The sequence below is a fragment of the Lachnospiraceae bacterium JLR.KK008 genome, assembly GCA_037015955.1.
Taxonomy (GTDB): Bacteria; Bacillota; Clostridia; order Lachnospirales; family Lachnospiraceae; genus VSOB01.
In genome coordinates this window covers 1,615,982-1,629,407 of record CP143548.1, presented here as the reverse complement: position 1 = coordinate 1,629,407, position 13,426 = coordinate 1,615,982, and the positions used below count along the sequence as shown (strand labels likewise).

Sequence of the window (13,426 nt, the reverse complement as noted above, 5' to 3'; positions counted from 1 at the left end):
AAACACCATACTCACAGCGGGATCTTACGCGAACAGGCCAGTGCCAGCGCGCCCGGTCCGAGATGACAGCCGATACTCAGTGACAATCTCTGGATCTCAATCTGATGCTGTGAAAACTCCTTTTTCAGTTCCTCTGCAAAGGCGGCGGCTCCGGACTCATTGTGGCTGTGAGCGATATAAAGCCAGACATTTTCCTCATTTCCGCCAAAACGATCTGCAATATCGCTGCGGACAGCATTGACCATGATCGTTTTCCCCTGCGCTGTCGTGCGGGCTTTGGCAAAGGCGTCCAACTTCTCTCCCTGTATCTGCAGGACCGGTTTCAAACGAAGTATATTGCCGAGCGCCGCCGCGGCCGGTGTGATGCGCCCGCCCCGCTTCAAATATGTCAACGTATCAAGCATAATATAGATGCTGGAATTTACCCTGTCTTCCTCCAGAAACTCTTTGATCCGGGCCGCGGACATACCTTTTTCTTTTGCCAGATACAGGGCGTCCTGCACGCTTCTTCTCTGAGTCACAGAAATACGCTGATTGTCTGCCACGAACACTTTTCCTTCGTAATCCTGTGCGAGAAGCTGTGCCGTATGGCAGGACCCGGACAGGCCGCTCGACATGGGGATATAGACGAGCTCGTCATATTCCAAAAGCACCCTGTCCCACAGGGTCATCACCTCTTCCGGTGTAGGCTGGGAAGTTGTAATCTTTGCCTCCTGCGCCATTTTCTCATAGAAATCGTCCTGGCTCAGATCCTTTTCTTCATAATAAGTATTATCCTCTATCATAAAAGGCATCGGAAGCACATATACTCCCAGTTTTTTCGCCTCTTCCTGAGTCATACCGCTGTTGCTGTCTGTTACGATCGCAGTCTTTGACACGTTGTCTCTTCCTCACTTTTCCCTGATACTCTTATCTTTTTCATTGTTATCTATTTTACGTTCAGATGCCTCTAAAGTCAACATAAGGAATGGCAGTGAGCGAACCGTCCTCGCGCAGATACCACTCAGATGCCTCGCTGGCCTCCTGCAGCAGCCTTGCATCCTGATAAATATCCGCCAGCTTAAACTGCAGACTGCCGCTCTGACGGATACCGAACAAGTCGCCCGGTCCTCTCAGCTTCAGATCCTCTCCCGCAATCTCAAAACCATCGTTCGAACGATTTAAAATAGAGAGCCGCTGCATCGTATCTTTCCGGTCGCTGGCACTGACAAAGATACAGTAAGACTGTTCTGTTCCCCGGCCGACCCGTCCCCGGAGCTGATGAAGCTGCGCCAGGCCAAACCGCTCCGCGTTTTCGACCATCATCACAGTGGCGTTGGGAACATTGATTCCCACTTCCACGACCGTTGTCGCAACGAGAATCTCGATGTCTCCACGCCCGAACGCCTCCATGATCCGATTTTTCTCCACCGGCTTCATTTTGCCATGAAGACAGGATATTTGCACTTGAGGCGGAAAGACAGCCCGCAGTTTTTCCGCATAATCGACGACGTTTTCCAGCCCTTCCATCTCACCTTCTTCAACCATCGGACAGATGACATACGCCTGTCTGCCCTTTTCGATCTCTTTGCGGATGAACGCATAAGCGGTCTTTCTGTAGTCGCAGCCCACCACACAGTTTTTAATCGGCAGGCGCTGCGCCGGGAGCTCATCAATCACAGAGACGTGGAGATCGCCGTATAAAATGATCGCCAGTGTCCTCGGAATTGGCGTCGCACTCATAACAAGCACATGCGGCTCTGTCCCCTTGCCGGCGAGCGCTTCCCGCTGGCGGACACCGAATCGATGCTGTTCGTCCGTGACTACAAGCGCCAGTTTCCGGTAGACGACACTGTCCTGAATGAGCGCATGAGTACCGATGATGACATTGGCCTCTCCGGACTCTATACGGGCACAGGCCTCCCGCTTCTCCCGAACCTTCATGGAACCGGTGAGCAGGACCGGAACCAGAGGCAGTCCATAGCATTTTGTCATCTCCCGGATCGTCTCGAAATGTTGTCTCGCCAAGACCTCAGTGGGAGCCATCATCGCTCCCTGACAGCCGTTTGCCGCAGCCATCAGAAGGGCAAGCACGGCAATCACTGTCTTGCCGCTTCCCACATCCCCCTGAATCAGGCGGTTCATCACCGAAGGTCCTCCAAGGTCTTCCCTGACTTCCCGCCAGACCCGCTGCTGCGCCGCGGTCAGTGCATACGGCAGCTTCTGCACGAGTCGTACCGTGTCCGCCGTCTCCAGCAGAGGATAGGGATTTTGAATGGACTCCGTATATTCCCTGCATTTTCGCAGCCGTATCATAAACAAAAAGAATTCATCAAATACAAGCCGTCTTCTGGCATTTTGCAGCATCTCTTCACTTGCGGGAAAATGAATCCCTTCCAAAGCCTCCCGATAACCTGTCAACTGATAGCGTTCCCTGATATTGTCCGGTAAATACTCCTCAAGATCGGCACAGACAGAAAATGCCTGACGCATCGCCTTTGTGATGGCGTGATTGGTCAATCCCGTCGTCAGAGAATACCTTGGCTGCAGCGCATTCAGTAATGCCTGGTATGCCTCGGGCTTATAGACCGTTGGCTGCTCCATCTTCCATTTTCCCTCTTTCCCCTGTACAACTCCCCGGAATATATATGGTTCCCCCGGTCTGATCATTTTTTTTAAATAAGGCATATTAAAAAAGGTGAGACTGACTTCGCCGGTCTGATCAGCGATCCGGCACGCAGAGATCGTCAGCCTGCCTGCCTTTTTTCCGGATATACCTCCTGACAGACACCCCTGCACCGCGCACAGCTCTCCGGCCCTGATTTCGCTGACAGAGAGAACATCTTCAAACATATCATAACCGATCGGATAATGTTCAATCAGATCCCTGATCGAAATAATATCCAGTCTGGCAAAAAGCGCCGCTGTCTTTTCGCCGATCCCTTTTAATGCCCTCACTTCCGTCCGTTGTTCCATCTTGCCGCTCCCTGATATGAATCTTCTTCCGGATATTATATCATCCATCCACATATCGCACAATACTTCGAACATATATTCTTTTTTCATATGATCTCTGTTTCCTTCCGAAAACGACTTGCCAAATTTTTACGATAATCCTATACTACAATATAAACAGTTATCAGATAATATTAGAAATCAGGAGGTTTACTGCATATGAATAAAAAATGGGCTCTGTTCCACAATGAGACATGGCGACGGCTTGCAGGCTGTCTTTTATACTTTTTAAAATGGCTGGTCATTGCCTCTGTCATTGGTGTCATCAGTGGACTGATCGGTTCCGTGTTCCACACCTGTATCGAAGAGGTGACCCTGTTTCGTGAAGGCCATACCTATATGCTCTGTCTGCTCCCCTTTGCCGGTCTGCTGATCGTGTTTCTGTACCGCCGCGCAGGACTGGCAGACGACAGAGGCACCAATCTCGTACTGGACTCCATACACTCAAATCAGCAAGTCCCGTTCCGGATGACACCTCTCATCGTTGTCGGTACGATACTGACTCATCTGTGCGGAGGTTCCGCCGGCCGGGAAGGGGCCGCCCTGCAGGTCGGTGGCAGTATCGGCTCCACCTGTGGCCGCCTTCTGCGGCTTCACGAACAGGACCGGCGCATACTCGTTATGTGCGGAATGAGTGCAGTCTTCACAGCCATGTTCGGTACGCCGATCACGGCCACTGTATTCAGCATGGAAGTATCCAATGTCGGCATCGTCTATTATGGCGCTTTCGTACCCTGCATCATTTCCGCTGCTGTCGCCTACGGTCTCACGAGTTACATGGGCATAAGCGCTACCCGCTATCTCGTTGACGGCACCTATGAGCTCTCTCTCCTTCTATTTTTGAAGGTGATCCTTTTGGCGGTATTATGCGGTGTCGTCGGCATTTTGCTCTGTCATACACTGCACAAAGTCTCCCATATCTCCAAAGAAAAAATAAGCAATGATTATATCCGTATCTTTGTCGGCGGCGTAATCATCATTCTTCTGACTTTGCTTGTCGGCAACAGTTACTATAACGGAGCGGGTGCAAATATGATCGACAGTGCACTCCACGGACAGCTGCCACGGACCGCCTTTTTATGGAAGATCGTCTTTACGGCGGTGACAATGGGAATGGGTTACAAAGGAGGCGAGATCGTACCCACTCTGTTCATCGGCGCCGCTTTTGGCAATCTGGTTGGCCCCCTTCTCGGTATTGACATCCCTCTTGCCGCAGCGATCTGCATGATCGCTCTTTTCTGTGCCGTCGTAAACTGTCCTCTGGCCTCCCTTCTGCTCGGTCTGGAAATCTTTGAACGGACAGATCTGCTTCTGCTTGCAACCGCCTGTGCAGTCAGCTATTTCTTTTCCGGCTACTACGGTCTCTACAGCAGCCAGACGATCATCTATGATAAAACCAGTATGGAGCGTATCGAGCGTCCCACGCACTGAATCCGGACATGTGACGGGGCTGTCGTCTTGTTATCTCATTTTTTTCATGCTATACTGAAAGTATCATTTAGGAAAGGAATCGATACATATGAAACTGGAAAAATGCCCTGTCTGTGCGAAGCGATTAAAAGAAAGCAGCGGACGGATGATCTGCCCCGAATGTGGATATTATCAGATCATAGACAAAAACGCTGCCTCCGCACAACCCACACCGTCTGTCTCCCCCAGGCCAAATTCCGCGCCGCAAAATGTTGGCCCTGTCACTTCCACCCGCTTTTATCCGGGCGCCACACCGCGCCCCATCACTGTCTCCAAAGGGAATAAAAAGACTGGTACGATGACCTATGTCAACATCGGCATTCTCTCTGTGCTTGTGCTCATCTTTCTCGGTGGACTGTTGACCGCTTTTCTTTCAGCCGATCAGACAACAGAATCCGAAGAAGCGATCGCTGCGCCGACTGAAACGGTGGATACTGCAGACGACAGCTATCAGGCGCATCCGCAGCAGCCTGCTTCGGAATTTTTCCAGTCTCTTGTCTCCAAGATCTATGAAAAAGATTATACGCAAGTGTCTGCGGAAGAACTGGACCGGATTACTGAACTGTCTTTTTATTACGACGAAGATAACAGAAAGTGTATATACTGCGCTCTGGATGACGGGATGGAACACTGGTTTTATATCGACGGCGATTTCTACACGGAATTTGCCGATCTCTCCTGTTTCCGCGGTGTTACTACCCTATCGATTGAATATGGCAATATTTACCCCGGTGACCTGGACGGCATGGAGAGTCTTGTCCATATCGCTTCCGATATGACGCTGGATGATCTCTGTGAAATCGTTCCCCATCCGGAAAAGATGGAATCGATCCAGATCTATTCCACGATCTTTATGGACTCCTGTGACGGCATTGAAAATTTTCCAAACCTGAAGTCTTTCTCGGCCGAAGGTTCCAGTCTGTCTGACATCAGCGGCCTGATGGCGCTCTCCGGCCTCGAATCGCTGTTTCTCGTTGACTGTGACCACATCAAAGACTTCAGTCCTCTTTATAAACTTGACAGCCTGCAGGCACTCTCCATCGACTCCATGGCTTTAAAAGACATTGGCTTTGTCGCGAATATGCCTGATCTCTATTATCTGGATATTATAGGCGCGCAGGATCTGATCTCCATCGATGCGGTCTCCTCACGTGCTGATACTATGGAATATTTTTATCTGGAAGATACATGGGAACTGAATGATCTCACGATTATCGAGACACTGACAAATCTGGTAGAATTGCAATTTGGTGTGACTTATGAAGATACTATGCCCTCTCTGGCAGGTATGGAAAATCTGCAATACCTGAACATAACAGGAGCCGGTGATCTGGCCTCACTTGCCGAAGCTAAGAGTCTGATCGGTCTTACACTGGATCGCTGCAACTGTGAGGATCTTTCTTTCCTCTCACAAATGCAGAATTTGGCATTTTTGGAGCTGCTTGATATGTCCGGTTACTATATTTCCTTCGAACCGGTCACCAGTCTGCCCAAACTCCAGTACCTCAGCATCAATGAAAGCACTGCCTATGCCGATGCGGCGGTTTTGCTTGGTATTCCTACTTTGACAGAATTTTATATGGAAGACTGCACAATCGGATTTAATGTGGATCAGGTTGTAACAAACGAAAATCTGGCGATTTTAAATATGAATCATGTATCTCTCCACCCGATCAGCAGCGGCGAATATGGTTCTTTGCATGATACAGAAGAACTCACTCTCGCCAACCATACGGATCTGTTTTCCAGGTTTCCTAATTTGCAGGAGCTTTATCTTGAAAGCGCTTACCTGGAAGATCTTTCTTTTGTATCTCAAAATAATCTGATGTATTTGGAAGTACTGGATATTGCAGACAATTATGTGACTGATCTGTCACCTCTTGCCGATCTGGGTTATCTGCATACTGTTTTTTGCGAAGACAACCCGATCGCTGACACAGCAGGTCTTGACGACCTGTTAGTAAGATAGTGCTTCTGCACTATCTTACTAAATGACGAAACAACAGACCGTCTCATACAAATTCAAACAGCATTTCTTTCAATGTCTGCCTGACGATCTCTTTGACCATGTCTGTCGTCACATCATTCAAGTTTTGAGTCTCTTCCTGCTCCGGTTTTGGTATTTCTTCTACGTCCGGAAAATCATTTTTAATATTTTTGTGAAGGAATGTAATGGAATTGGAATTTTCACAGTTGACAAATCCAATGTAATGTTCTATCATCTCGTAATCAGCAACATTAGTCCGCGTAGTCATAAACGCATTTCTGATCGCCCGTTCCACCCGTGAACCCGTATCATCGTTCATCGTCCCGATCTTATAATATAAAGCTGTCCATTTTGGATTTTCCCATTCAGGTGTATCCAAGAGCATTACTGCGTCTGTGATGTATTTGAATCCCTTTAATTTGATTGGCATTCCCATCGCAATCAATACGCTTTCCACATTCTCCCTCTTCATAGTTACGCCATCCTTCCTTTTTTGATTTTCGTATGTTATAATTTGGATTATATAATGAGTCAGGCGTTACTGTAGTAGACAAAAAACAGCTTCTAATCCTACAAAACGACACAACTTGGACATGGAAGTGGCTATCGGGGTATTATCATGTTGACAAAGCAGGAAATGGTAAATAATTTTATTTTAAACATTGAAAAAGAAAGAGTAAAACAGAATCTGACACAGGCACAGATGGCAAAAAAACTGGATATGTCGCTCTCCGGTTACAAGAAAATGGTTTCGGGAGTCACAACAAAAATAGACTTATATACGGTATATTTACTGCGAAATCTGACAGGGAAATGGGTCTTTGAACTGATTGATGATTATCCGGAAGATTCGGAACTTGTAATGAAACTTCAGAAACTGTCGCTCCGTCAAAAAAATTTTATCAGAGGGATCATTGATTTTGAACTCGAATTTGCCAATTCTCACAGAGACGAACCTGCAGAGGATTACATCACAGTATTTGTCCCTACCGGAAATATGGAGGACGGCATGATCTACGATTCCTCTAACTATTATAAGCTGAACGCCGCTGCCTATCGCAAAAAATTTGGAAACGATCTGTACTGCGGCATTCAGGTCACATCCGATCATTTCCATCCGGTCTATAATCTCGGCGATGTCCTTCTTGTCTGCCACAAAGCGATCCGCGAAGGGGATACCGGGATCTTTTTAAACAAAGAAACAGGTAGAGCCTATATTCGCAAGCTACATCCCTCAGATACATGGATACTGGACCCGATCAACGGATACGGTGAGCCAATCATCATCGACAGCCACAATATCAACGACACTTCCAAATGGATTCGCTTCGGTTATATTCTGACTAAAATACGAGAATAAATCTGAACCGAAAAAGGATAGAAAATCTCGTTCTCTATCCCCTTTCAATTTCATTTCAACCATTCCACTATTATTCTGCGGAAATCATATAGTAATAAACCGGCTGACCACCGTCCTGAAGCTCAATATCCACTTCCGGATGTCTGTTTTCCACTTTTTGTCTCAAAATTTCGGCAGCTTCCTCTGATATTTCATTGCCGTAATAAATGCTGAGAAGCTCTGCTTCATCCGTGAGCAGTGCGTCGACCGTTTCCATAACTGTCCGCTCCAAATCCGTCCCCACGGCCACGATCCCAGTATCACTGATTCCCATGTAGTCTCCCTGGCGGATCTCTCTTCCCCCTACGGAAGTGTCTCTCACCGCATAAGTGACCTGTCCGGTCTTTACATGGCCGATTTCTTCCAATATCGCACTCTCATTTTCTGCTGCGGAAAGCTCCGGTACATACGTAATCACCGCTGTAATTCCCTGAGGCACAGTACTTGTCGGGATGACGATTATCTCCTTCTCCTTTGTGAGCGCTTTGGCCTGATTGGCGGCCATCACGATATTTTTGTTATTCGGGAGCAGGAAGATCGTATCCGCATTAACTTTCTCAATGGCATTCAGTACATCCTCCGTACTCGGATTCATTGTCTGTCCGCCTTCTATAATATAATCCACACCTAGTTCCCGGAAGATCTGATTCAAACCTTCCCCCGCACAGACAGCGACAAATCCAACGTCCTTCTTCTCCTCCGGCATATTCTGTGGAGGAGTTTTTGTCTGTGAGACTTTATCATCCTGCATCCGAAACAGCTTTTCCTGATGCTCCAGTCTCATATTATCGATCTTCATATTGGAAAGCGCACCATATCGCAGTGCTTTCTGTATGGCAAGTCCCGGGTCATTGGTATGTACATGTACCTTTATGACCTCGTCATCCGCTACTACGACAATAGAATCTCCGATCGACTCCAAATATGTTTTCAGCGCGTCTTCCTTTGCCTTCCGGATCGGCTTTTCCAGCATTATGATAAATTCCGTACAGTAACCGTATTTGATGTCTGTCTCCTGCACAGCGGTCACTGTCACCTCCGCTGCGCGCTCTTCCGGCAAAAACGGCGCATAGTCCGTCTCTTTACCGAGAAAAGCATCATAAGCTCCCTTTAATACTTCTACAAGCCCCTGGCCGCCCGAATCTACGACGCCTGCCTGTGCGAGTACAGGCAGCATCTGCGGCGTCTGATTGAGAACATCTTCCATATGTTCGATCACCTGGCAGAAAAAAACGGAAAGATCTTCCACGCCTTCCTCACAGAGCTGCTCGGCTTTCTCGGCTCCTCCCCGCGCAACGGTCAGTATCGTTCCCTCTTTTGGCTTCATAACGGCCTTATATGCAGTATCCACCGCTTTCCCGAAAGCGTCTGTTAAAATTGGCACTGTGACCTGATCATACTCTTTGATCCCTTTCGTAAAGCCGCGGAACAACTGGGAGAGAATGACACCGGAATTTCCACGCGCCCCCCTTAATGAGCCGGAGGCAATGGCTCTGGCCAGATCTTTCATATCCGGCTCTTTAAGTGCGGCCACTTCTCTCGCCGCCGAGAGAACAGTCATCGTCATGTTGGTACCGGTATCTCCATCCGGCACCGGAAAAACATTCAGTTCATTGATCCATTCTTTTTTAGCCTCCAGATTCCGGGCGCCCGCCAGAAACATCTTTGCGACCATTCCGGCGTCTATATTTATGCTTTCCACTATCACTTCCTCCTTAATCGATCACTCGAACCCCTTCTACATAAATATTGATCTTTTCGATCTCAAGTCCTGTAAATTCTTCCACTTTATATCTGACACTGTCAACGAGATTATCTGCAACAGTCAAAATACTCACACCATATGAGACAATGACATGAAAATTGAGCGTCAGTTTCCGATCCTCCCCGATGGAGACAGAAATCCCGTGGGTAATCCGATCCTTTTTCAGGAGCTTCACGATTCCATCCTTCATATTTACGGAAGCCATGCCAACAATGCCAAAACACTCCACCGCCACCGAACCGGCATATTGAGCGATCACTTCATTGTCTATCGAAATATTCCCCATATGGGTATTTATAGAAGTTCTTTTCATTCAAATAAAACCTCCTCTATTCATTTTCCATAATTTTAAGATATTTATGCTTGCATTTCAATACCAAATATGCTAAAATTTCACTGTTGCGAGCGTAGATACGCATTCATAGCAGATACAATATTATATCGTTTAGGAGGTGCAAAAATGGCGAAATGTGAAGTTTGTGGCAAGGGCGTTCATTTCGGAAACAACGTGAGCCATTCTCATAGAAGATCCAATCATATTTGGAAACCTAACATTAAAAGGGTAAAATGTAACATCAATGGCACGATCAAAAGAATACACATTTGTACCGGATGTCTGAAATCCAACAAAGTGGAAAGAGCCTAACTGCCCATACAATTTAAAATGACTTTTGAAAAAGCATAAGGAAAAACCTTATGCTTTTTTTTGCCATCCAATCTCTTCCAGGAGAACTTCATACATCTCATTAATCTTCTGCAGCAATTCCGTATCCCCGCACAGATTATCCGGATGAAATATTTTAATCAGATCCTTATACCGCTTCCGCAAAGTGAGCATATTGCTGACACCTCTGAAAAAAAGCCGTACAGAGGCCTCATCCGTGAGATACGGACCTCCCGCAGATTTTTTCTCTGCCTGCAGACGCATTCGCTCCTCCTCGAGTTCCTTTCTGTCCGCCTCCAGCTGCGCGAATCCACCTTTTAATATTTCCATTTTCCGGTCAAAAAACAGCTTGTCCTCCTTCAGTTTTCTTTGCCCTTCCGTAATCTTCCGGTTGATGCTCTGCAGTTCTTTCTGTACCCGCCGTTTCTCTTCCTCCAGCTGCTTTCGCTCCCCGAGCAGCCTCTCTTCCTCACCGGAAAGCCATTTTTCCTTTTCCGCAAGCTGAGTTTCCCGCTCTGCGAATGCACGTTCCTCTTCGGAACACTGTATGATCTCTTCCGAAGAGTCTTCCTCTGCTTCTATAAGCTGCTCCTCTGCTTCCATCTGTTCTTCCTCCGGGCAAAGGCAATCTTCCCTGTTTTCCAAACAGGGAGATACTTCTTCTCCCTGCGTTGTCTCATCTTTCATTTCTTCCATTCCTGTTTCTCCAACTGCTTATTTATCCACAAAACATCGCAAAATAGCCGACCAGCGCAAATGCACCCATCAAAATAAGACCGGTAAACCGGTTGCCTAACAAAAACATCAGCAGCATACCGACCGCAATCCAGATGGCGGCAAAACCAATCAGCTTTTTCATCACAGACAAATCCATTCGTCACTTCTTACTGACTATCCTATGCATCCGCGACAAAAACGTTCCTATTTTTCTTCCGGAAAGGCAATGTCAATCGCCTCGTCATCTTTCGGCATCTCTTCCTTTGGCGTTGTAAAACGGTCTACCAGATCAGGGATCAGATCCAGGATCTTCGTCACCGTATCCTGGTTTTTAATATTGACAAGTTTCGTCTGTCCGTTTTTGATCACGAGTACGGCGGAAGGAGTCATCTTGCCGCTCATACCGCCCATGCCACCGTTCTTTTTATCTCCCTTTGAGGCGCCTGCACCGACGCCAAATGTCACATCTACCAGAGGCAGGATGATTGTATCTCCTATCTTTGTAGCTTCCCCCACTACCGTCTTGGTGGATAACACGGTGTCCATACCTTTGAGCAGGGATTCCACTACTCCTGTAAAATTATTGTCTCCCATCTAACGCTTCCTCCTTTTTCCATATGCGGATCAATCGTTTTATATCTTTATCAAAGTATAGAATCCATGCTGTCCTTAATAAGACAAATATTGTAATTCTGCCTTTGACTGTTATCCTGCCACTGCACACGGTCGTTTCAAAATCCGGTCTTAAAATTATATTTTTCCCCAATATCGGATAGAACATTCCTGCCGCGGCCAGAATCTGTCCCGTTACAGACGGGTCTTCAAAGCCAAAACATATATCTGCTTTCACTGTCCTTGGCCTGACGCTTTTCAACACGGACAGCAGTTGTTGTTTGCAGAGGGTAAATGCCCGTTTCAGCTCCTCGCACTGTAAAAATGCAATAAACTTCTCCAGCTTCTCTCTGAGTCTATCGATTTTTTCATGTATCTGATGCGGGATTTCCAGGAGCCTTTGCAACAGGTTCAGGAGCATGGAAAAAAATTGTCTGATCTTTCGGCAAAGAGTATGCCATTTCCCGGAAAGAGAAGTTTTGCTATTTATCTGCTGCGTTTTTTCTTCCTGCCTGTATTTCCCCTGCTCCGGTCGAACTTCCTTTTGTACGGACGTTGTTTCCACCGGAGGTGGGATACTCTCCTGCGGCGGAGTTACCTGCCGTATCTGAGAATGCGTTTCCTGGATTGTTTCCGGCTGTTTTTCTTCATCTCCCGCCTTCTCTTCCGGGCACTTTTTCAGATTGCGCTTCTTATTTTTCCCGCTCTTTTTCCGGTCTTCGTGCCTTTCTTCCTTCCGCGCCCTGCGCAGATTGTCGTAGATACAAATCCCGCAGACTTTCAGGCCATAGTGGAGTGATCCCTCCCATGTAGCAAAGGCGGAGAGCACATGAAACAGCCAGGATACTCTGACGGCTGCCTGCGGCTTTCCTGTCTCCTCTTTCACGCCTGCCACCCGATAGCGGATCGGAACAAACAGCACACAGAGCAGTAAAACGACCAGCACGACCAAAATACAAAGCAGTGTGATCCCGATTCCCTTTCCAACCATTCCCAGTATATGTAGCATAAGTCCCTCTGATTTTCTTAACTCTTTAAAAAATATTCCTTCAGCGCATAGCCGCCTGTTTTTCTATAAATGTCAGCGACCATCTGCTGCAACAGCTCCACCGCATTGTCATATCCTCCTGCAATCCCTACGATATAAGGCGGATATTTCTTATAGTATTTCTGTTGGAGAAGGGCACAGTGGTAGATTTCCAGCTCATCTCTGCCCGGTGACAGAGCGATAACAAATATGCGCAGTTGTCCGTCGTGATGCTTCAGCTTCCACTTTACTTTTCTCACATTTCTGATGGAATTGTCTACATATAACTCCCTATGAAATCTCATATACATGTTTTAATAATATTTTCGGTTTCCCCATAAATTATTTTTCTTCAGTTCCAGATATTCATGATACGCTTTTTCCAATATCTGTTTTTCGTTGGCAAATTTCAGAAGATGATAGGCTTCATGAAATTTATAGTATCCTGAATCTACAAAATATTCCTCACGCTGTGGTTTGCTGTAGTAACTGTCAGCCATCATCAAATACCAATGGACTTCCTTTTCTACCGTGTCGTCCGGTACATTAAACGTATAGTCGCTTTTTCCCACGTATTTTATGATGGACGCTCTGGCTCCTGATTCCTCCAGCACTTCCCGAAGTGCAGTATCCTTAAATTCTTCTCCCGTTTCTACAGTTCCTTTCGGCAAAACCCAGCCTTCGTATTTGTTTCTGTAGTTTTTATATAAAAGCAGAATCTTTCCCCGAAAAATAACCACACCGCCACAGCTCGTTGCCTCGATCATTGCAATCCCTCCTGCCCAGGTGTG

The 13,426-nt window shown here is 47.0% G+C and carries 15 protein-coding genes; 4 read left to right on the top strand and 11 right to left on the bottom strand.

Annotated elements, in window-relative coordinates:
- Positions 1 to 11: 11 nt before the first annotated feature.
- Both V1224_08330 and recG read right to left on the bottom strand, forming a co-directional pair.
- Complete coding sequence (locus V1224_08330) at positions 12 to 878, bottom strand: DegV family protein (GenBank protein WWR14514.1); 867 nt, start codon at positions 876 to 878, stop codon at positions 12 to 14.
- 61 nt (positions 879 to 939) lie between these two features.
- Positions 940 to 3,045: an ATP-dependent DNA helicase RecG gene (recG, locus tag V1224_08325; GenBank protein ID WWR14513.1), complete on the bottom strand. Its 2,106-nt coding sequence runs from the start codon at positions 3,043 to 3,045 to the stop codon at positions 940 to 942.
- 108 nt (positions 3,046 to 3,153) lie between these two features.
- Here recG and V1224_08320 point away from each other — a divergent pair, with 108 nt between their 5' ends.
- Both V1224_08320 and V1224_08315 read left to right on the top strand, forming a co-directional pair.
- Positions 3,154 to 4,425 (top strand): chloride channel protein, encoded by a 1,272-nt coding sequence (locus tag V1224_08320; protein WWR14512.1) that lies wholly within the window; start codon positions 3,154 to 3,156, stop codon positions 4,423 to 4,425.
- An 88-nt stretch (positions 4,426 to 4,513) separates the two neighbouring features.
- Positions 4,514 to 6,433 carry a hypothetical protein gene (locus V1224_08315; GenBank protein ID WWR14511.1) on the top strand — a complete coding sequence of 640 codons (1,920 nt, stop codon included), beginning with the start codon at positions 4,514 to 4,516 and terminating at the stop codon, positions 6,431 to 6,433.
- Positions 6,434 to 6,476: 43 nt separating this feature from the next.
- Here V1224_08315 and V1224_08310 read toward each other — a convergent pair whose 3' ends face one another.
- The gene (locus tag V1224_08310) at positions 6,477 to 6,923 is read right to left on the bottom strand and encodes a sporulation initiation factor Spo0A C-terminal domain-containing protein (protein ID WWR14510.1); all 447 of its coding nucleotides are present in this window, start codon (positions 6,921 to 6,923) and stop codon (positions 6,477 to 6,479) included.
- A gap of 147 nt (positions 6,924 to 7,070) precedes the next feature.
- Here V1224_08310 and V1224_08305 point away from each other — a divergent pair, with 147 nt between their 5' ends.
- Positions 7,071 to 7,811 (top strand): helix-turn-helix domain-containing protein, encoded by a 741-nt coding sequence (locus V1224_08305; protein WWR14509.1) that lies wholly within the window; start codon positions 7,071 to 7,073, stop codon positions 7,809 to 7,811.
- A gap of 70 nt (positions 7,812 to 7,881) precedes the next feature.
- Here the strand turns inward: V1224_08305 and V1224_08300 are convergent, their stop codons facing one another.
- Positions 7,882 to 9,525 carry a DAK2 domain-containing protein gene (locus V1224_08300; GenBank protein ID WWR17444.1) on the bottom strand — a complete coding sequence of 548 codons (1,644 nt, stop codon included), beginning with the start codon at positions 9,523 to 9,525 and terminating at the stop codon, positions 7,882 to 7,884.
- A gap of 40 nt (positions 9,526 to 9,565) precedes the next feature.
- On the bottom strand, positions 9,566 to 9,928 hold the full coding sequence (locus V1224_08295; GenBank protein ID WWR14508.1) for an Asp23/Gls24 family envelope stress response protein: 363 nt from the start codon (positions 9,926 to 9,928) through the stop codon (positions 9,566 to 9,568).
- Between the two features lie 147 nt (positions 9,929 to 10,075).
- Here V1224_08295 and rpmB point away from each other — a divergent pair, with 147 nt between their 5' ends.
- Positions 10,076 to 10,261: a 50S ribosomal protein L28 gene (gene rpmB, locus V1224_08290; protein ID WWR14507.1), complete on the top strand. Its 186-nt coding sequence runs from the start codon at positions 10,076 to 10,078 to the stop codon at positions 10,259 to 10,261.
- A 48-nt stretch (positions 10,262 to 10,309) separates the two neighbouring features.
- Here the strand turns inward: rpmB and V1224_08285 are convergent, their stop codons facing one another.
- From V1224_08285 to V1224_08260, 6 genes are read right to left on the bottom strand one after another with little or no spacing between them, the layout of a single operon-like run.
- Complete coding sequence (locus tag V1224_08285) at positions 10,310 to 10,975, bottom strand: hypothetical protein (protein WWR14506.1); 666 nt, start codon at positions 10,973 to 10,975, stop codon at positions 10,310 to 10,312.
- A 22-nt stretch (positions 10,976 to 10,997) separates the two neighbouring features.
- On the bottom strand, positions 10,998 to 11,153 hold the full coding sequence (locus V1224_08280; GenBank protein WWR14505.1) for a hypothetical protein: 156 nt from the start codon (positions 11,151 to 11,153) through the stop codon (positions 10,998 to 11,000).
- A gap of 47 nt (positions 11,154 to 11,200) precedes the next feature.
- Entirely contained in the window at positions 11,201 to 11,590 is a 390-nt protein-coding gene (locus V1224_08275) for a GerW family sporulation protein (protein WWR14504.1), read from the bottom strand.
- Positions 11,577 to 12,617: a DUF2953 domain-containing protein gene (locus V1224_08270; GenBank protein ID WWR14503.1), complete on the bottom strand. Its 1,041-nt coding sequence runs from the start codon at positions 12,615 to 12,617 to the stop codon at positions 11,577 to 11,579. The genes V1224_08275 and V1224_08270 overlap by 14 nt, the downstream gene beginning before the upstream one ends.
- A gap of 17 nt (positions 12,618 to 12,634) precedes the next feature.
- Positions 12,635 to 12,940: a hypothetical protein gene (locus tag V1224_08265; protein ID WWR14502.1), complete on the bottom strand. Its 306-nt coding sequence runs from the start codon at positions 12,938 to 12,940 to the stop codon at positions 12,635 to 12,637.
- A 9-nt stretch (positions 12,941 to 12,949) separates the two neighbouring features.
- Complete coding sequence (locus V1224_08260) at positions 12,950 to 13,402, bottom strand: NUDIX domain-containing protein (GenBank protein ID WWR14501.1); 453 nt, start codon at positions 13,400 to 13,402, stop codon at positions 12,950 to 12,952.
- Positions 13,403 to 13,426: the final 24 nt, after the last annotated feature.